Consider the following 19319-nt stretch of genomic DNA (forward strand, 5'->3'; position numbering starts at 1 on the left):
AGTGACCTCTTCACCGCCACACCGCGTCACCGCGTCACTGTGCACACCCTCTCGGCCCGCCTCGATGCTGCTCCGCACCTCAACCAGGTCTGGGCAGAGCTGATCGTCGAGGAGTTAGTGCGGCTAGGCGTGGGGCTGTTCTGCGTGGCTCCTGGCTCGCGCTCGACGCCGCTGACGCTGGCAGTGGCAGCCCACCCCGAGGCGAAGGCGCTGGTGCACTTCGACGAGCGAGGCTCGGCGTTCGCGGCGCTGGGCTATGCGCGGGCCGCTCAGTCACAAGAGAGACCGACGCCCGCCGTCTGGATCACGACGAGCGGAACGGCGCTGGCGAACGGCATGCCCGCCGTCGTGGAGGCGAGCGTGGACGGCGTGCCGCTGCTGCTGCTCACCGCCGACCGGCCGCCGGAACTGCGTCAGACGGGGGCGAACCAGACGATCACGCAGCCGGGGCTCTTCGACCCGTACGTCCGCTGGGCCTTCGACCTCCCGACCCCGAGCACCGAGATGCCCGCCGCGGCCGTTCTGACGACTGTCGACCAGGCGTGGCACCGTGCCGGGCGGGCACCGGGCGGGCCGGTTCACCTCAACGCGATGTTTCGGGAGCCGCTCGCGCCGCCGCCCAAGGGCGCTGCCGATTTCCCAGAAGGCTCCACGGATTGGGGGGCCTACCTCCGTCCGCTCGCGCACTGGACCAACGGCGAGACCCCGTTCACGCAGTATGCAGCGCCTTTGGTGGCTGCACCGCCCGGTGCGCTCACCTCGCTCCGGGCGACGTTGCAACGCGCCGAGCGCGGCGTAGTCGTCGTCGGGCGACTGCGGACCGAGGCTGAGTCGAGCGCGGCGCGGCGGGTCGCTGAGGCGCTGGGCTGGCCGCTGCTGGCCGACGTGGAGTCGGGGCTACGGACGGGGCACGCCGACCATCCGCTCGTCGTTGCGCACGCGGACCTCGTCCTCACGAGCGCGCCGTTCTGCGCGGCCGTCCGCCCCGACGCCGTGCTGCACCTCGGCGGGCGGCCCGTCTCGAAGCGGCTCGCGCAGCACCTCGCCGCGTGCGCGCCACCGTGCTATGCCGTCGTCCGCGACGGCCCGGACCGCTTCGACCCGCGCCACCACGTCACGCACCGCTTCGAGAGCGACCTCGTCGCGTTCGCCGACGCGCTGCTCGCAGGGGATGTGGTCAACCCGACTGACGACGCATGGCAGGCAGGGTGGCACAAGGCTGACACAGCCGTCCGAAAGCACCTAGCCGACACCCTGGATGCCGTTGACCAGCACGAGCCGCTCTCCGAGCCCCTCGTCGCGCGCCTCGTGAGCCAGCATCGGCCCGCCGACCACGCGCTCGTGCTCGCGGCCAGCATGCCGATCCGCGACGTGGACGCCTTCGCGGACCCGACCGTACCCGCAGCCGAGGTCTTCGCCAACCGGGGCGCGAGCGGCATCGACGGGACAGTGGCGACGGCGGCAGGCGTGGCACGCGGGCGGAGCGCCCCAGCGACGCTCCTCATCGGCGACCTGGCGCTGCTGCACGACCTCAACTCGCTCGCGCTGCTCCGTGACCCTGACGTTTCCATGGCAGCCCAGCCACCCGTCGTGATCGTGGCAATCAACAATGACGGCGGGGGCATCTTCCACTTTCTGCCCCTCGCGCGCGAGGGCGTCGAGTCAGGCGCTGTGCCCGCAGCCAACTTCGAGCGGTTCTTCGGCACGCCTCACGGGCTTGGCTTTGCCGATGCGGCGCGGCTCTTCAACCTCGCCTACCACGCCCCCACCACGCCCGCAGGCTTCATCGAGGCCTACCGCACAGCCTGCACCGCTGCGACCTCCTCACTCATCGAGGTTCGGACCGAGCGCGATGCAAACCGGGCCTTGCATGCTCACCTCCTGGAGACTGCTGCAGGCGCTGTGACCGCCGTCTGCGCGTAGGCACCCCGCGCACAAGTAGCAGGCACGGGGCGCGTCCCAAAGGAAACGCCCCGTGCTCGATTCATTGGTGGGTGCGCTGCGCCGTCACCTCATTCGGCTGCGACGGTGCAGGACCCGATGCTTGCTCCGCGGCGCTGCCACGTAGCCAGGTCGCGCAGCTCGATCTGCATCTCCACGCCATCGACGCAGATCGTGATGATCTGCCCCAACCCACCAGGACCGTTGGCGGTAGGATCAGCGAGCGGGTTGGTGACAGGCGACTGGGTGCCGCCGCCGGTGGGCTCTCCGGCTTCACCTCCTGAGGAGGACGTGCCGCAACGGCCCAGCGTGGCGCCCCGGTCCAGGTGGCCGCTCAGGCCGAGGACCGACACCATCACCGAGCGCCCGTTGCGGCAGATGGCCACGCGGCGCTCGTCCTCGCGCTGCGGCGTCGCGACGAACGTCTCCTCCTCGAAGTAGTCGCGCAGATCCATCGTGTAGTCGTCGTACTCGACGATCCACGAGCCCTGCTCGATGGTGTCGCTCAGCGTGGCCAGCTGCCCGAGCGCTTCGGTCGAGTAGTAGACTTCGGCGTTGTCAGCCATCGTAAAGTCGAGTATGCCGCGCTGCTTGAACAGGGACAGCGGCGCAAAGCTGTACGAGACGCGATCCGCGAAGTAGCTCATGTTGGCTGTCTGGAGGCTGATGCGAATCTTCCGGACCTCTGAAAAGTTGGGCACCATCAGCTCCGCAACGATCAACTCGGTGTCGCGGATCACCTCCGGGCGCAACGAGCCGCGAGAGGCGTCCCAGATCCAGCTCACGCCGTCACTGGAGCCATCCGATCCCAGCAGTACGTCCAGGTTCTGCGTCATCTCCCAGTCCGCCGTCGAGACCTGGGCCCCGTTCTCGTCATATGCACGGATGGTCGTCGCGGCGTTGTCGATGTCGAAGATGTAGAAGTAGAACGGCCGGTTCCAAGCCTGGCTGAAGGTGAAGGACACCTCGGCGCGGCCACCACCCGAGGAATACATCGGCGGGTGCACGTCAAGAACGGGCAGCGGGTTGGGGCCGATGTAGTCCGGGTTGTTGATGTCGCTGGCCGCCTGCCCCAAGTCCACGGACTCCGTGAGCGCCTGGAGGCTCATGCCCTCGGCATAGCCCGCCCGGTAGTAGCTCCCGTAGCCGGTGTCGGCGTCGACGCGCACCTGGATGCCAGGGCCGCCTGGCCAGTTCAGGGTGCTGTACTGCGCGTAGCTGGTGTTGCCCATCCAGTCGTAGGGCAGCGACGTGAAGTCGGGGATGATGCCCGTGAGGTCTTGGTCGCAGCCGGGCAGGACGTTTTCGGCGGTAGCCTCCTCGCCCTGGAAGTAGAACGCCATGTCCTGAATGTCTCCGCTGTAGGCGGAGAGCTGCGTGACCCCTCCGTTGGTCGGATCGACGCGGACGAAGCGGACGCCGTCGTGGCCGTAGATCATGCCGTCGGGGTGGGCGGCGATGGCGCGCATCTTGTCAGAACTGTTGTGCGAGATCCCCGACAGGTCGTACTGCTTGGCGACCCAGCCGGTAACGAGGTCGTCCCAGCGCCACAGCTCCAGGCTGGACGCGTCGGTCCGCGTGAAGTAGACCTGGCCGCTGGCATTCATCGTGAAGCTGCCGATCTCGGCGGTGCCGCTGACGAGGCGCCGGACCTGCGACGCGTTGCCAGTCGAGAGGTCGAGTTCGTAGAGGCGCGTCGAGGAGCGGGCGAAGCCGTAGAGGGTGTTCCCTTGGAAGACGAGGCTGTTGATCTCGTCTCCCCAGTAGCGCCCCGTGTCGCCCACGCGGGTGACGTTCACCGGCGTACTCGGGTCGTCGTCGATCTCGGCCGGGTCGATGGTGTAGAGCGCATTGTCCTGCACAGGGTAGTACTGCCCGTTGCTGTAGGTGTATTCCTCGAAGTTGGCGTTGTTGACGAAGTAGATCGTGCCGTCCGGGCCGAAGGTGAAGGCCTCCGCGTCCACGGTGAAGCCTGGGGTGGCCGGCTCCTGAATGCCCTGAAGCAGCCCCTCGGTGCCGACGATGACCTGGTCCTCGTCGATGGTGTAGCGCATGAGCATGCCGTCGGAGTCGCGGATGCTCCAGATGGTCATCGGGTCCACCTCGGCGTCGCCGACCTCGACCTCGCAGTCGTAGTCGCCCTCCTCGTGGCGGACGTAGAGCATGCCGTAGATCGTGGCGTTGTTGCGCAGGGTGACCTCCATGTCGCCCACCTTGTCGGCGACCACGACGCCGTGCCACTCGAAGTCGCCCGCTGCTACGAAGTCGCCTTCAACCACGAGGATGCCATAGCCCGTCGTTGCGCCGGCGAAGCTGACGTCGCCGTCGATGTAGACGGTGGTGGGGCTGCCGAGGCTGCCGAACGCGGTGTCTTGGAAGGACTGGTTGCCCTGGTAGGCGTAGGCTGGGTTCGCCATGACCTCGTCCAGGATCGCCTCCACGTCGTAGGCCAGCGCGCCGGTGGTGACGTCGGCCTGGCTCTGATCGCCGCGCACGCGGTCGCTGCTGTAGTTGCTGAGCGCATTCTGGACCGTCTGCTGCCCCTCGGGCGTGCTCGTCCACACCGCAGGCACCGACGTGCCGGAGCGCCCGTAGCCCTCGGGCAGGTCCTCGTAGGAGAACGACGGCGTGTCGTGGCCGCTGGCGAGGAAGTTGGTCCCGGACAGGTTCACCTGCATCGTGTCCGAGTCGAGCATCAGCGGCGACGGCGCGGACGCGAGGCGTCCCACCACGCGGTAGATATCCACCGAGGTGCCGCTGACGTCGCCCGTTGAGGCAAGCACCACGGGGCCGGCTGTCCCGCCGCTGGCCACGACCTCGAAGGTGCCGCCGTTGTGGGCGGTCTGGTTGAAGCCCGCACGCCAGCCCTCAAAGTCCTGGTTGATCTTGCTCGCGGCCAGGTCCAAGCCTGTTCTCGCGACGCGCTCCGCGAGCATCTCGCTCTGGATGTGCTCGGTATCGGTGGCGATGTCGCGCGTGCGCTCCAGGGACGAACTCGAGAGCGAACCGATCCATATGGTTGCCGCCGCAACGGCGAGTAGGGCTACTCTGTTCATGGTGTTGCTGTGTGGTCCGCCGGGGTGATTCCAGTCGGACGTGTGGGGTTAGTTGAGGTTGGCGGGGCGATACGTGCGCGCCCACCGTGCACGCCTGGCAGTCTGGTCGGTAACGGTGTCACTGCCCGCATAGAGCAGGTCAAAGCGGATGTAGATGGCCGTGGCGTCCGCCAGGGTGGCTGTCGGTGTGCCGTCTGTCTCCTGAGGCTGCATCTGCAGCGTCATGAGCGAGGCCGGGCTGCTCCCGCTCATCATCCCGTTGACGAGGCGCTCCACCCTGTAGAGCGGCAGCCGTGAGGACACGCCGTCGTCCACGTAGGTGACCGAGTCCGCGACGGTCCAGCGGTATTCGACCTCCACGAACGTCGAGTCGGCGGCATCGAGCTTGCGCCGGAAGGTGAGGTGGCTGGCAGCGTCGTAGTCCACGAACGGGTCCATCGCCGCTGGCACGCCCGCGCCGACGTTGGCCAGGTCCTCGTCGAGCAGGTCCACGAACGACTGCATCTGCGTGCGTGCCGCTGCGAAGAACGTCTCGTCCACCGTCGAGTTGGTCCCCGTCAGCTGGACGCCGACGAGGATGAAGAACACCCCGGTGCCGATGAGGGTGGCGTTTAGATGGTCGTAGATAAACTGCATGAGGGCGTTTCAAAGGGGGGGCAGCCAGCCGGGCTAGCTGCCGTAGGTCATCACCTGGCTCATCGTCACCGTCCGGTCGTAGCGCTGGAGAATCGGGTTGGTGACGTAGACGGTGACAAGCTTGGCGAAGGTGGGGGTGCCGGAGACCGTCTCGCCGTCTTCCTCGCTGACGTACTGCACGGTCACGTCGACTTCGAACTCGTAGCTCTCGTAGCCTGAGGTGAACGTGTAGGTCTGGATCTCGTGGAAGTCGTCGATATCGTCGGCGTCCTCGTAGCGCTTGCCCGTCGAGAAGGGCACGGCGGTGAGCTCGTCGCGGGAGTAGCTGCCTCCTCCCTTGGTCGCCTCGTCGAAGGCGGTCGTGGAGATGTAGTCGAGCACGTCGAGAGCGACGCTGCCGGCATAAGTCTCGGTCTCTTCGGCCACCATGTCCATCTTCGAGCGGACGGCACCCTGCTGCACATTCATGGCGAGCACTGAGGCTGCCATGAGGGCGATGATGGCTCCGATAGTTTGGGACATGGGTCGTACTCGAAGGAGATGCTCTGGCGTGTGATCCCACTTCGGTACCAATGCCATTCCTGGCATCTCATTTTGTGTATCACCCTAACAAAGCCTCTCACTGGGTGGACCTTTGGGGAGCCTAAACCGAAAAAGCCCTTCTGCGCCTCATAGACGGATGCGCCCTGCGCAGCACTTACGCGCACATACACGTTTCATCTTTTCGTTTCCAGTCGCCCCGCTCTCTTTCCCTCACTCCCTTGGCTGTTTTAGCCTGTCTTCCCCCCAAGCATGCCGCGCCGCGCATGCCCGCTGTGCCGCTTCCCACCCCGGTGATTTATGTGCACGGCTGGCTGGGCACTCATGCTGACTGGGCGCCGGTGCAGACACTCCTGCCGGGCTGGACCGTGGACCTGCCGGGGCACGGCGCTTCGCTCAGCCTCCCCAGCGGCACCTACTCGCTCTCGGGCACTGCCGATGCCCTCGTGGATGCGCTCGACGCTGCGGCGCTCGAGCGTCCGGTGCTAGTCGGCTACTCGATGGGCGGGCGCGTGGCGATGACGGCGGCGCTGCGCCACCCGGGCCGCTTCCGAGCTCTTGTGGTAGAATCGGCGTCGCCGGGCCTATCCAGCGACGCTGAGCGCGCAGCGAGGCACGCCCTCGACGACGCACGCGCCGCCCACGTCGAGCGCGACTTTGCGGGATTCCTTGCGTCGTGGTACCAACTTCCCCTTTTTGCCTCGTTGGCCCTGGAGCCTGGCCGCGTGGAGGCGACGATTGCGGAGCGCCTTCGCGGTGACCCTGGCGAACTGGCACGCGCGCTCCGAGGACTCAGCGTCGCCCACCAACCGTCCTACTGGGACCGGCTCGGTGCCCTCCCGCCCACGCTCGCGCTCGCGGGCGCGCGCGACGAGAAGTACGTGCACATCGTCCAATTGATGGCGCGCGCCTCGACCGTCACAGCGCGCATCGTGTCTGCTGCGGGCCACAACGTCCACCGCGAGCGCCCGGCGGCCTTCGTAGACGCGGTTGTTGCCTGGTTCGAGACGCTGTGATGTGGCGTGATCGCCCGCAGTGATGTGGCGTGATCGCCCGCAGCACCCCACCCGTTGGCGAGCGCCTACCAGTGCAGGTGGCGCTTGACCGGCGTGACGGGGAACGACAGCTCGACGTGGCGCCCTGCCGGGCCTGACTGGCTCAAGTCGGCGCCCTGGTCGGCAATGACGAGCGTGACCATCTTTGCCGTCGTCGGGCCGATCACACCGGGCCGCTCAAAGTCCAGCGGGTCCGCGTAGCGCACGGACACGTGGACGGCAAACGGATAGAGGCCGGTGCCGAGCGGCAGGTTGGCGTCGATCACGGTGCCATCGAGGTCGTCCACGTCGTCGTAGTCGTCAAGCGTGGCCTCGGCGGCGTCGGGGCCGAAAGCGGCCAAGGGCGTCAGCCCGTCAGCCGTCGCCCGCATCGGATGCTCGTCCACGTCCGCCTCGTCGAAGGCGAGCGCTTTCACCCGGTTGCTCCAGACGATCGCCAGGTCCAGCGCGGCGGCCTCCACCTCCGCTTCGATGGCGTGGCGTTCGGTGTCCGCCGTCTGGCGGTGCATGGTGAGCCCGAGCAAGGAAAACGAGAAGACCGCGACGAGCGCGTAGAAGGTCTGCGCCATGAGAGGAGAGCGAGGTCGGGTGAGAGAACACCGGCTTCGCGGGCAAACGCCGGGCGCGCCTTTGCTCCAGCGCGTTGCCACCTGCGTTTGACATGCCTCCGTGTCGGGTCGCGTGACTGAAGCTGCCACGCTGCGGCCAGCCGGAAAAACCTACCCGGCCAGATATCGCCTTGCCCCAGCCCACGAGCGCGGCGGCGATACAGCAGCGATGCGGCCGCCGCGTTCGCTATGATCATCGACTGGGCGATTTCGGCAAGGCCTCGTTGCCAGGAACGGAACACCGGCCCTGCCCCTCCTCGTTCTGGACGCTCCTTTTCCCTTCGTTCCCGGCTTCTCCCCGCGTATTCCATGGCTTCCCCCAACGGCACCTCCAAGCGCCACCACTTCACCCATCGGCCGACCGTCGAAGGCCCCTTCTCCTGGCACGCCCTCGACGGCTTCGAGGACATCGTCTACGAGAAAGGCACGCCGGACTCGAACACGGCTGGGATCGCCCGCATCACGATCAACCGCCCGGAGGTGCGCAACGCCTTCCGCCCGACGACCGTCACCGAGATGATCCACGCCATCGACGACGCGCGCGACGACCCGTCCGTCGGCGTGGTGGTGCTCACGGGCGCAGGCGACAAGGCCTTCTGCTCCGGCGGCGACCAGCGCATCCGCGGCGACCACGGCTACAGGGAGATGCAGGGCGGCTCGGAGACGGGCATGCAGCGCCTCAACGTGCTTGATTTCCAGACGCGCATCCGCACCATCCCGAAGCCCGTCATCGCGGCGGTCAACGGCTGGGCCGTCGGCGGCGGGCACGTGCTCCACGTCGTGTGCGACCTCACCATCGCCAGTGACAACGCGCGCTTCATGCAGACCGGCCCGAAGGTGGGCTCGTTCGACGCGGGCTACGGCACGACGCACCTCGCGCGCATTGTCGGGCAGAAGAAGGCCCGCGAGATCTGGTTCCTGTGCCGCGACTATTCCGCGCAGGAGGCGCTCGACATGGGCCTCGTCAACACCGTCGTCCCGCTCGCCGAGTTGGAGCGCGAGTATGTCCAGTGGAGCCGTGAGATCCTCCAGAACTCGAACATCGCCATCCGCATGCTCAAGGCGGCCGCCAACGCCGACGAGGACGGCGGCGCGGGCCTCCAGCAGCTCGCCGGTCACGCGACGATGCTGTTCTACATGACCGAGGAGGGCCAGGAGGGCAAGAACGCCTACAACGAGCGCCGCAAGCCCGACTTCGACGCCGACGGATACCGGCCGTAGGTCGGCAGCGGCACCGTCTGCGGTCCGCGGGGGCACGTTGGATGTAACCCCCGCGGCCGTTTTCAGTATCGAAGCCCACCGCAACACGGCCTCACCGCGGCACCGCCGCACTCGTCATGAGCATCCCGTTCACGCTCCCCAACGTCTACGACGGCCTCGCTGAGGGCCACGGCCTCATGCGCGTGGAGCGCGGCGCCGCGGGCGATGTGCTGGTGATGGAGGTGCAGCTTGCGTGGCTCGGCCTCGTGAAGCAGGCTCCGAGGGTGGTGGCCGTCCCGCTGCGCGACCTCACCGAGGTGCGCTTCAAGCGCGGCGCGTTCAAGGACACGCTCTTCCTCCGCCCCGCCCACCTCGACCTGCTGGCAGAGCTGCCCGGCAAGCACAAGGAGCGCGTGAAGCTGAAGATCAAGAAGCAGTACCGCGAGGACGTCTACGACCTGCTCGACGAGTTGGAGGAATGGCGTCCCGTCACAGGCATGGACGCATCGTAGCGGGTAGGAACTGCATGGATAGGATGGCGCGGTGTGCCGTATCGTGCCGCTGTCCGCCGTGTGTGTTCCACCCCGACCCTACGCCCCGCTCATGCCACCTACTCGCCTGGTTCTCCCGCTTCTCGCTCTTGGCCTCTTCGTCGCGTGGGCGACACTCCCCGACCTCCCAGCAGACCCGGCCACCTCGGTGGCAGTCCCGGAAGCCGACCTGCGGCCGCTGACGGAACGCGCCGAGAAAGAAGCGCCTGGCCCCGACCAACGGCCGGCGACGTGGCTCGCCGAGCAGCGGCTCTTCCCCCACTTCGAGCACGACGCCGAGGCGTTCCGTGCCGCGCACGCGCAAGCCCTTCAGATGCGCGAGACCGCACGCCGAGGGGACACGTTTGGGACCTGGCAGCAGGCTGGGCCGACCAACATCGGTGGGCGCATCACCAGCATCGCCTTTGCGCCGAGCGCGCCGGACGTGGTCTACGCGGGCGCGGCGACCGGCGGCGCGTTCAAGTCGCTCGACGCCGGGCGGACGTGGGCGCCCATCTTCGACGACCAGGCCGTGCTGCCTGTCGGCGCAGTGGCGGTCGACCCGGCTAACCCGGACCGCGCATTCGTGGGCACGGGCGAATCGAACGGCGGGTCGTACAACCTCTCGGGCGGCGGCGTCTTCCGCACCGAGGACGGCGGGGCGACGTGGACACCGCTCGGGCTGGAGGAGACGATTACGATCGGCCGCATCCGCATCGATCCCCGCGACCCGGACCGCGTCTTTCTCACCGGCACGGGCGCCTACTTCGGGACGTCGCCCGCGCGCGGCGTCTACCGCTCCACCGACGGCGGCGACTCCTGGAACCAGGTGCTCTTCGTCTCGGACCGCACGGCGGCCATCGACCTCGTGATGCACCCGACCTCGCCCGACACGCTCTACGCGACGATGTGGGAGCGCGAGCGCACGCCGACGACGGCCTTCCTCTCCGGCACGACCAGCGGCGTCTACCGCTCCGCCGACGGCGGCGACACGTGGACGCTCCTCGGGGCGACGGACGGCCTGCCTGGCCCGGCGGACGACATCGGGCGAATCGGCCTCGCGACCTGCGACGGCGACCCCGACCGGATGTACGCGCTCTACAACGACGGCCGCGTCCTGACCGACCTCTACCGCTCCGAGGACGGCGGCGTCTCGTGGGCGCGGGACCCCCGTTCGGGCGCGCTGCCTGGCTTCAGCGGCGGCTTCTCCTGGTACTTCGGCAACGTCCGCTGCGACCCCCTCGACGCGGAGCGCGTCTTCGTCCTCGACGTGCCGCTCGTCGTGTGGGAAGGCAACGGCTGGTTCGACCAGTACGGCTACGAGGTGCTCCACGTTGACCACCACGCGCTCGCCTTCAAGCCCGACGACCCGACCTACGTGCTCTCCGGCAACGACGGCGGCTTCGACATCAGCACCGACCGCGGCCTCTCGTGGGAGGCCGTCAACGGCCTCGCCATCACGCAGTTCTACGAGATCGGCCTCGACCCGAGCAACCCGGAGCGGCTCTACGGCGGCACGCAGGACAACGGCACCGTGCGCACCCGCACAGGCGCGCTCGACGACTTCGACACGATCTACGGCGGCGACGGCTTCTACGTGATCGTCGACCCGACCGACCCTGACGTGATCTACGCCGAGTCGCAGTTTGGCAACCTCGGCAAGTCGACCGACGGCGGCTTCAGCTTCGACTTCGCCCTCAACGGCATCGACGGAGGCGAGCCCACGAACTGGTCGACGCCGGTGGTGATGGACCCGAGCGACTCGCAGACGCTCTACTACGGCACGAACCGCGTCTATCGGACGACCAACGGCGCAGGCTTCTGGACCCCCATCTCGCCCGACCTGACGACGAGCGCCGCGGGGCGCCTGAGCGTAGTCACGGCCATCTCGGTGTCGCCGCTCGACCCCGACGTGCTGTGGGTAGGCACGGGCGACGGCCAGGTATGGACGACCTCGGACGGCGGTGCGACGTGGGAGGACCGGACGGGGCCGCTGCCCTTCCGCTACGTCACACGCGTGGTCGCGCACCCGACCGATGTGACCTCGGCCTACGTGACGCAGTCGGGCCTGCGCTGGCGCGATCCTGCCCCCCGTGTCTTCCGCACGACGGACAGCGGCACGACGTGGACCGCGATCAGCGACGGTCTGCCCGATGCGCCCGTAAATGCCATCGCCATCGACCCGCTCGCGCCGGACACGGTGTTCGTCGGGACCGATGTCGGGCCGTTTGTGAGCCCCGATGCGGGCGCGTCGTGGGAGGCGCTCGGCACCGGCATCCCCGCCGTCGCCGTGTTCGACCTGAAGATCCACCCGACGGCGCGCTACCTCGCAGCCGGGACGCACGCCCGCTCGCTGTGGACGCTCCAACTGCCCGCCAACCCTGTCGCGAACGAGCCGACTGCTGAGACCGCAGGCGTTGCCCTCGCCACGCCGTGGCCGAACCCGGTTGCGACCTCCACGACGGTCCAGTACGTGCTCGGCAGCCCGGTACAGGTCCGGGTGGAGGTGTTCGATGTGGCCGGGCGCCGCGTCGCTACCCTCGCCGAGGGAATGCAGGCGAGCGGCACCCACACGCTGTCGTGGTCGCCCGACGCTGGGCTCGCGAACGGGACCTATGTCGTGCGACTGACCGCAGGCGCGCAGACGCTCACGACGAGGCTCACGCTGGCGCGATGATCGACGCGCGGGCGGCCATCTGGGAGCGGTAGCTTGGCGGTCGCATCAGCCCCGCTCCCGCATGCCCGACTCAGTCACTGCCGCCGGTTCCTCGCCTCCCCGACTCTCGCCGATGCGCCTCTGGACGCTCGCGGCGCGGCCGAAGACGCTGTGGGCGGCCGTCGCGCCGGTCGTGCTCGGCGGGGCGCTGGCCTGGGAGGCCGACCTCTTCCACGCGCTCGCCTGGGGGTGCGCGTTCCTCGGAGCCGTGTTCATCCAGATCGGCACCAACTTCGCCAACGACTACCACGACTTCCTCCTCGGCGCGGACACCGAGCGGCGCGTTGGGCCGACGCGGGTCACGCAGGCGGGGCTCGCGACGCCGCAGGCCGTGCGTCGCGCTGCGATTCTGATGTTCGCGCTGGCGACGCTAGCCGGGGCCTACCTCATGGTGCGCGGCGGCTGGCCCATCGTGATCGTGGGCGTGGCGTCGCTGGCGTGCGGGTGGCTCTACACCGCCGGACGCAAGTCGCTGGCCTACCTCGGCATCGCGGACCTGTTCGTCTTCGTCTTCTTTGGACCCGTCGCGGTGGGCGGCACCTACTACGTGCAGGCGGCCGACCTCGTGGGCGGCGCGGCGCTACCGCTCGTCGTCCTGCTGGCAGGCGTCGGGCCCGGGTTGCTCTCGACGGCGATCCTGCTGGCCAACAACCTCCGCGACCTGGAAACGGACGCTGCGGCAGGCAAGCGCACGCTGGTCGTGCGGCTGGGCCGCCGCGCGGGCGTGGCGATGTATGCGGCCTGGGTGCTCCTCGGCGTGCTGTGGCCGCTGGTGCTGGCGTACGGCTTCGACGCGCCCATGGGCGCGCTGCTGGGGTGCCTCGCCCTGCCCCTCGTCCTCGGGCCGATCCGCACGCTTGCGCGCACCGATGATCCCGCAACCATCGCGCCGGTGCTGGGAGCCACGGCGCGGGCGTTGCTCGTCTACAGCGTGCTGCTGGCCGTGGGCTGGAACCTGTAGCGGGCCTGTCGGCTGTCAGCGCTCTGGTTCTCCGTTTCGCCCATGCCCGTGCTCTCGGTCTTCCGCTACCGCCTGCCGCTCGTCCGCCCCCTGCCGCTGCGTGGGCAGACCGTGACCGTGCGGGAAGGTCTGCTCGTACGGCTAAGCGTGGGCGACCACGAGGGCTGGGGCGACGTGGCTCCGCTCCCCGGCTTCAGCGCGGAGACGGTGGACGAGGCGACGCAATCGCTCCGGGCGCTCGCGGGGCTGGACGCGGGCGCGCTCCTGTCGGCCCAGCACGACGAGACCCTGCCGCCGTCGGTGCGCTTCGGCATGGCGCTCGCGCAGTGGGACCTGGATGCATGCCGCCGCGCGATGCCTCTTCCTGCGGCCCTGGACGGCGAGGCGTCGCCTATCGTCCCGCTCAATGGCCTGCTCGCGGGCGACGCGGACACGGTCCAGCGCGACGCGCAACGGCTCGCCGCGGAGGGCTACCGCGCGCTGAAGCTCAAAGTCGGGCGCGGTGCTGTGCAGGACGAGGCTGCTCTCGTGAGGCTGCTCCACGCGGCCCACCCGGACGTTGCGCTGCGTCTGGATGCCAACCGGGCGTGGTCCTACGACGACGCCCGCCGCTTTGCCGAGGCGCTAGGCGATGCCCAGATCGAGTACATCGAGGAGCCGCTGGCCGACCCTGCACGGCTGGCGGACTACGCGACGGAGACCGGCCTCCCGGTCGCGCTCGACGAGTCCGTGACGGCGATGGCACCGGACGACCTCGCCGGCCACGCCTATGCGGCAGCCGTGGTGCTCAAGCCGACGTTCCTCGGCGGCCCGCGCGCCTGGGCGTTGGCGACGCGAGCGCGGGCTCTGGGACTGCGGGTGACCTGGAGCGCGGCGTTCGAGAGCGGCGTCGGCCTGCGAGGTCTTGTGGCGATGACCGCTGCGACGGGGGCACCGGACCGCCCGCCGACGCCTGCGGGGCTCGACACCTACCGCTGGCTCGCCGCCGATGTGTTCACAGCAAGCTCGCCTAAGCTGCCGCTCGGATCGCCGACGGTGGACGTGGCTGAGGCGCTCGCTGCGCGTCAGATCGACCTCGCCTGCCTTACGCCCGTCGCGCTGTGACCGCTTCTACCCTCGATCCGGTTCGCGCTGCGGCTCAGCGCACGCCCGAAGCGCCTGCGCTCGTGCTCGACGACGGGCCCGTCTCCTACACCGACCTCGACGCCCAGGTGGGGGGCGCGGCGGCGTGGCTCGAAGCCCATGACCTCCGAGCGGGCGACCGCCTGGCGATCCTCGCTGCTCCGTCGCCGGACCTGATTGCGCTGCTCTGGGGCTGTTGGCGCGCGGGCGTCGTCGCGGCCCCGCTGAGCCTCCGCCTCCCCGACGCCGCCCTCGCCGACCTGATCGAGCGGCTCAGCCCCGCTGCCCTCGTCACGGACTGGCCAGACGCCGCGTTCTCCCTCCCGACCTACCCCCTGGCCTCCAGACGCGCTGCCCAATCCACGCGCCCGACCCTCGACCCTCGACCTTCGACCTTCGACCCTCGACCTTCGACCTTCGACCCTCGACCTTCGACCTTCGACCCTCGACCTCCGACCCTCGACCTCCGACCCTGGACTCTCATCCACACCTCCGGCTCGTCCGGCACGCCAAAGGCCGCGCTGCACACCTGGGCGAACCACCTCTGGAGCGCCCGAGGCTGGATCGAGCGGCTGCGCCTCGGCCCGCAGCATCGGTGGTGGCTCGACCTCCCGCTCTATCACGTTGGCGGGCTGGCGATCCTCGTCCGGTGTGCGCTTGCGGGCGCAGCGGCCGTGCTGGCACCACCGAAGACGCCGTTGCCCGAGGCTGTCCGGCGCTACGGCGTCACGCACGCCTCGCTCGTCGCCACGCAGCTACGCCGCGCCCTCGACGCCGCGACGCCTGCGGACCTGGACGCGCTACGCGGGATGGACGCGCTTCTCCTCGGTGGCAGCGCCATCCCTGAGGACGTACTGCGCGAGGCGTACGACGCCAGGCTGCCCGTCCTCACGAGCTACGGCATGACCGAGATGACCTCGACCGTCACCGCCACGCCGCCGGACGCGAGCTTCGAGGCGCTGTGCACCGCCGGGGCGGTGCTTCCTCACCGCGAGGTACGGCTGGCCGACGATGGCGAGATCCTCGTACGTGGCCGCACGCGCTTCGCGGGCTACCTGGACGACGCCGCGCTCACGGAGCCGTTCGATGCCGATGGCTGGTTCGGCACCCGCGACGTCGGAGCATGGGTTGAGGTCGACGGGCAGCGGCTCCTGCGCGTGATCGGGCGCACAGACCGGATGTTTATCTCGGGCGGCGAGAACATCCAGCCCGAGGCTATCGAGGCGGCACTGCTGCGGCTGCCGGGCGTGCGTCGCGCTGCCGTCGTCCCAATCGCCGACGCCGAGTTCGGCCACCGTCCCGTCGCGTTCGTGGAAGCCGACATCGATCTTGGCGCGCTGAGAACGATGCTCGATGTGCCAGGCTTCATGCGCCCCGTTGCTGTGCTTCCGTGGCCCGCAGACCTGGTGGATGGGATGAAGCCGGACCTGGCGACGTTGCAACGACGCGCCGCCGTAGCCATAGGCGGCTGAGTTGCGTGTTGCCTAAACGCACACTGACTGCAATCGCTCCGCCAAGCCTATCCTTGGCCAGGTCGCTCTTCACCCTTTGCCCTTCACTCTGCCCTCTTCCGATGCTCGGTCGCCTGCACGTCCTCACCGACTTCGTCTTCCAGCAGCGCTTCTCGCACGCCGAGTTGGCCCGCCTCGCGATCGCGGGCGGCGCCGACGTGATCCAGTTTCGCCAGAAGACGGGCACCGCGCGCGCCAAGCTGCACGAGCTGCGCCCCGTCGCAGACGCGTGCCAGGAGACCCAGACGGCGCTGCTCGTGGACGACCACCTCGACCTCGCGCTTGCGGTCGGGGCCGACGGGGTCCACCTCGGCCAGACAGACCTCCCGATCCCGGATGCACGGCGCATCTTCGGCCCCGATGCCATCCTGGGCGCCACCGCCACGACGCTTGCCCAGGCCCGGCAGGCTGAGGCGTGCGGCGCGACCTACCTCGGCTTTGGCCCGGTCTTCTCCGGCCGCTCGAAGGCCGCGCCCGCCTCCACGAAGGGCCTGCACGGCCTTGCTGCGGTGTGCGCGGCCGTCTCGATCCCGGTCATCGCCATCGGCGGCGTGACGGCGAACCGTATGGCCGACGTGCTCGATGCGGGGGCCCACGGCGTCGCGGTGATGACAGCCATCAGCACCGCGCACGACCCCGAAGCTGCGACGCGCGCGTTCCGCACCGCCATCGATGCAGCCTGCCGCGTCGACGCGTCTCCCTAGCCTATCGCTGCGGCAAGCACGAGTGCGAGCACCAAGCCGCACGACAGCGCGAAGACGTAGAGCATGCTCAGCGCATAGCCCTTCAGCGCGGTCTTGACCCAGCCTTGCTGGTAGACGTGTTTCTGCGCGAGGTAGACGTAGAGCGGCACGAGCACCAAGAGCCACAACGACCACCCACCCAGCGGCGTCATCGCCCCCAGCGCGAGCAGCGTGAAGACGCCGAAGGCGAACGCGTGGACGTGCAGCGCGAAGACCAGGTGCTCGCCGTAGTACCAGTTGCGACGCAGGTAGACGACCTTGAGTAGCAGCGCGAAGACCGGCAGGAGCAGGAACATCACCGTAGGCACCTGGCGGAGCGAACTGCGCAGGAAGTCGAGGAAGGCTGCGTTGCGCTCGGCGTCGGTCCGCGCCGTCTTGATCCGCTGGACGCTGGCGCCCCGCTGCGCCCACGACGGCAGGTCGACCCGCACGTCGGAACCAGGGAAGAGGTACGCGGCCGCCGCCTCATAGTCGCCCGTCTGGACGAGGCTGTCCGGGGGCAACGTGGCTAGGAACGAGCGCTGCCATGCGAGCCGGTTCTGCACGCGGATGTTGGACGCTGCGGCGAGGTCTTCCACGCGCTCCTCGGCGCGGCGCAGTGCGGCGGCCGTGGGCGACGCTAGCCCGGTCGTGTCGGCCTCGGCCAACGCCCGCAGCGAGTCGAGGAGGGCCCGCTCTTCGGCGGCCTCGGCTTGGTAGTCGCCCAGGTCCTCGTCGAGTTCCGCGAGACGTGCCGCCACGGTCATCGTGGAATCCGAGTCGAACGCTTCGCTGAAGCCCGCCGTGATCTCGTCGGCGACGACGACGTTGACGAGGAAGAAGAAGAGCAGCGTCGAGAGCAGGTAGAGCCGCAGCGGGCGGACGAAGCGGACGCGGCGCCCTTCGAGGTAGGCGCGCGTGAGCCGGCCTGGAAGAGCGAGGCGTGCCAGCGAGCGCCACAGCCGTCCGTCGATGCCGAGCAGTTCGGTGACGGCCTCCACGGCGACCCGGTGGAAGGGCTGGCGCAGCGGCTGGTCCTTCTGGCCGCACTGGGCGCAATACGGGCCCGAGAGCGGCGCGGCGCAGTTCGGACAGGCCGCCGGCGGGGCAGCCGTGTCGAGGTCGGGCAGCGCGGGAGGAACAGTCACGGAACGGCGAGGCAGGTCGGACGCGTGGTCGTTCGGCGACCACCACGTGCTAGCCCAAACCTACGCCTCGAACCCATCGCGCTGAGCCTGCTACGTCGCCAGGCCGTGTTGCACGAGAAACACCACGGCAACGCCCAGCCAGACGAGGGAGGCGGCGAACGCTAGCCCAAAGCGCGTGCGGCGCGCTTTGGCGTCGGCTCGATCCGCGGCGCCAAGCTCGCCGTGCCCGAGGAGCCGCTGCAATTCCGGGTCGGAGAAGCGCGGCTCGTCCGGGGCCAGGAGGCGACGGTTGGCCCAAAACGCGCGGCCGAAGAACAGCGCGAAGGCGGCGGCGGCGAGCACGCCCCCCACGTCCAGGGCTAGGGCGAGGTCGATTTCTCCTCCAGGGTTCAGCACGGGCGCGTTGGGGTGGGATTGCACAGGCCAGACGCGACGGATACGACCTGCTCACTGTTCCCGCACGCGCGATGTCCATGCGCATGGTGTCTGCGCGGCGCCAGGTCGCGTGTCCGTCGACGCGCCTTGCCGACCACCCCGAGTGGTGCCGCTTTGCCCCCGTGCCCCTCGTCAGGAGCCGACGTGCATCTGGAGGTCTTCGCGGCGGTGCTTCTGGCGGAGCTTGCGCAGCGCCTTCTCCTTGATCTGCCGGACGCGCTCGCGGGTCAGGCTGAAGCGCTGGCCGATCTCTTCGAGCGTGAGCGGGTGCTCACGGCCGATGCCGAAGTAGAGCCGCGTGATCTCCGCCTCGCGCGGGTGCAGCGTCGAGAGCGCGCGCTCGATGTCGATCTTCAGCGACTCGTCGAGGAGGCCCTCGTCGGGCGGGATGTCGTCCTCGTCGGGGAGCACGTCGAGGAGCGAGTTGTCGTCGTCCTCGTTGAACGGCGCGTCCATCGAGAGGTGGCGGCCGGTGTGCTTGAGCGCCTCGCGGATCTTCTGCGGCGAGAGGTCCAGCTCCTCCGCGAGTTCGTCGATGTTGGGCTGGCGCTCGTGCCGCTGCTGGAGCCTCGCCGTCGACTTGCGGATCTTCGAGATCGTGCCGATGCGGTTGAGCGGGAGCCGCACGACGCGGCTCTGCTCGGCGAGTGCCTGCAGGATGGCCTGCCGGATCCACCACACCGCGTAGGAGATGAACTTGAAGCCGCGCGTCTCGTCGAAGCGCTGCGCGGCCTTGATGAGGCCGTAGTTGCCCTCGTTGATCAGGTCCGAGAGGGTGAGGCCCTGGCCTTGGTATTTCTTCGCCACCGACACCACGAAGCGCAGGTTGGCGCGCACCATCTTGTGCAGCGCGGCCTCGTCGCCCTCCTTGATGCGGCGCGCAAGCTCGACCTCCTCCTCAGGCTTGAGCAGGGCGATCTGCCCAATCTCCTGGAGGTACTGGTCCAGCATTCGTTGCTGGCGGGGGACGTACATGCCGAGGCGTGCTAGAGGCGACGGAAATGATTGGGCGGGAGTATACCACGGATGCCAACGCCTGCACAGAAAAAAGCGCGCGCGCGGCGCGGCGCCGTCCCGAGAGGCTCTGTACCAGGCCAAACGGCGCTATAGCGACGCGGAGCAGTCCGAGGTGCCGATG

General features: G+C 69.0%; 16 protein-coding genes. 9 read left to right on the forward strand and 7 right to left on the reverse strand.

Going from position 1 to position 19319, the window contains the following annotated elements:
• Nucleotides 1-39 precede the first annotated feature (39 nt).
• A complete protein-coding gene (gene menD, locus AAFU51_04555; GenBank protein ID MEO1570518.1) occupies nt 40-1923 on the forward strand; it encodes a 2-succinyl-5-enolpyruvyl-6-hydroxy-3-cyclohexene-1-carboxylic-acid synthase in 1884 nt (627 codons plus the stop codon).
• 89 nt (nt 1924-2012) lie between these two features.
• On the opposite strand, the gene AAFU51_04560 is transcribed toward menD, so the two are convergent.
• From AAFU51_04560 to AAFU51_04570, 3 genes are read right to left on the reverse strand one after another with little or no spacing between them, the layout of a single operon-like run.
• Complete coding sequence (locus tag AAFU51_04560; GenBank protein ID MEO1570519.1) at nt 2013-4997, reverse strand: hypothetical protein; 2985 nt, start codon at nt 4995-4997, stop codon at nt 2013-2015.
• 48 nt (nt 4998-5045) lie between these two features.
• Nucleotides 5046-5633: a hypothetical protein gene (locus tag AAFU51_04565; protein ID MEO1570520.1), complete on the reverse strand. Its 588-nt coding sequence runs from the start codon at nt 5631-5633 to the stop codon at nt 5046-5048.
• Between the two features lie 33 nt (nt 5634-5666).
• On the reverse strand, nt 5667-6155 hold the full coding sequence (locus AAFU51_04570) for a hypothetical protein (protein MEO1570521.1): 489 nt from the start codon (nt 6153-6155) through the stop codon (nt 5667-5669).
• A 293-nt stretch (nt 6156-6448) separates the two neighbouring features.
• Here AAFU51_04570 and AAFU51_04575 point away from each other — a divergent pair, with 293 nt between their 5' ends.
• A complete protein-coding gene (locus AAFU51_04575; GenBank protein ID MEO1570522.1) occupies nt 6449-7189 on the forward strand; it encodes an alpha/beta fold hydrolase in 741 nt (246 codons plus the stop codon).
• A 65-nt stretch (nt 7190-7254) separates the two neighbouring features.
• Here the strand turns inward: AAFU51_04575 and AAFU51_04580 are convergent, their stop codons facing one another.
• Entirely contained in the window at nt 7255-7797 is a 543-nt protein-coding gene (locus AAFU51_04580; GenBank protein MEO1570523.1) for a hypothetical protein, read from the reverse strand.
• Between the two features lie 348 nt (nt 7798-8145).
• Here AAFU51_04580 and menB point away from each other — a divergent pair, with 348 nt between their 5' ends.
• The 7 genes from menB to thiE all read left to right on the forward strand — a co-directional run bounded on the left by menB (nt 8146) and on the right by thiE (nt 16580).
• The gene (gene menB / locus AAFU51_04585; protein ID MEO1570524.1) at nt 8146-9057 is read left to right on the forward strand and encodes a 1,4-dihydroxy-2-naphthoyl-CoA synthase; all 912 of its coding nucleotides are present in this window, start codon (nt 8146-8148) and stop codon (nt 9055-9057) included.
• 116 nt (nt 9058-9173) lie between these two features.
• Nucleotides 9174-9548 (forward strand): hypothetical protein, encoded by a 375-nt coding sequence (locus AAFU51_04590; GenBank protein ID MEO1570525.1) that lies wholly within the window; start codon nt 9174-9176, stop codon nt 9546-9548.
• Between the two features lie 91 nt (nt 9549-9639).
• Complete coding sequence (locus tag AAFU51_04595; GenBank protein MEO1570526.1) at nt 9640-12243, forward strand: T9SS type A sorting domain-containing protein; 2604 nt, start codon at nt 9640-9642, stop codon at nt 12241-12243.
• Nucleotides 12244-12304: 61 nt separating this feature from the next.
• A complete protein-coding gene (locus AAFU51_04600) occupies nt 12305-13243 on the forward strand; it encodes a 1,4-dihydroxy-2-naphthoate polyprenyltransferase (GenBank protein MEO1570527.1) in 939 nt (312 codons plus the stop codon).
• A 42-nt stretch (nt 13244-13285) separates the two neighbouring features.
• On the forward strand, nt 13286-14347 hold the full coding sequence (menC, locus tag AAFU51_04605) for an o-succinylbenzoate synthase (protein MEO1570528.1): 1062 nt from the start codon (nt 13286-13288) through the stop codon (nt 14345-14347).
• Nucleotides 14344-15837, forward strand: a complete 1494-nt coding sequence (locus tag AAFU51_04610; GenBank protein ID MEO1570529.1) for an AMP-binding protein — start codon at nt 14344-14346, stop codon at nt 15835-15837. The genes menC and AAFU51_04610 overlap by 4 nt, the downstream gene beginning before the upstream one ends.
• 101 nt (nt 15838-15938) lie before the next feature.
• A complete protein-coding gene (gene thiE, locus AAFU51_04615) occupies nt 15939-16580 on the forward strand; it encodes a thiamine phosphate synthase (protein MEO1570530.1) in 642 nt (213 codons plus the stop codon).
• Here the strand turns inward: thiE and AAFU51_04620 are convergent.
• The 3 genes from AAFU51_04620 to AAFU51_04630 all read right to left on the reverse strand — a co-directional run bounded on the left by AAFU51_04620 (nt 16577) and on the right by AAFU51_04630 (nt 19156).
• Complete coding sequence (locus AAFU51_04620) at nt 16577-17746, reverse strand: DUF3667 domain-containing protein (protein MEO1570531.1); 1170 nt, start codon at nt 17744-17746, stop codon at nt 16577-16579. The two genes, thiE and AAFU51_04620, sit on opposite strands and share 4 nt — an antisense overlap.
• A gap of 90 nt (nt 17747-17836) precedes the next feature.
• Nucleotides 17837-18166, reverse strand: coding sequence for a hypothetical protein (locus AAFU51_04625; protein MEO1570532.1), 330 nt, complete (start codon nt 18164-18166; stop codon nt 17837-17839).
• Between the two features lie 147 nt (nt 18167-18313).
• Nucleotides 18314-19156, reverse strand: a complete 843-nt coding sequence (locus tag AAFU51_04630) for an RNA polymerase sigma factor RpoD/SigA (protein ID MEO1570533.1) — start codon at nt 19154-19156, stop codon at nt 18314-18316.
• Nucleotides 19157-19319 lie beyond the last annotated feature (163 nt).

The sequence above is a fragment of the Bacteroidota bacterium genome (assembly GCA_039821555.1).
Taxonomy (GTDB): domain Bacteria; phylum Bacteroidota; class Rhodothermia; order Rhodothermales; family Rubricoccaceae; genus JBCBEX01.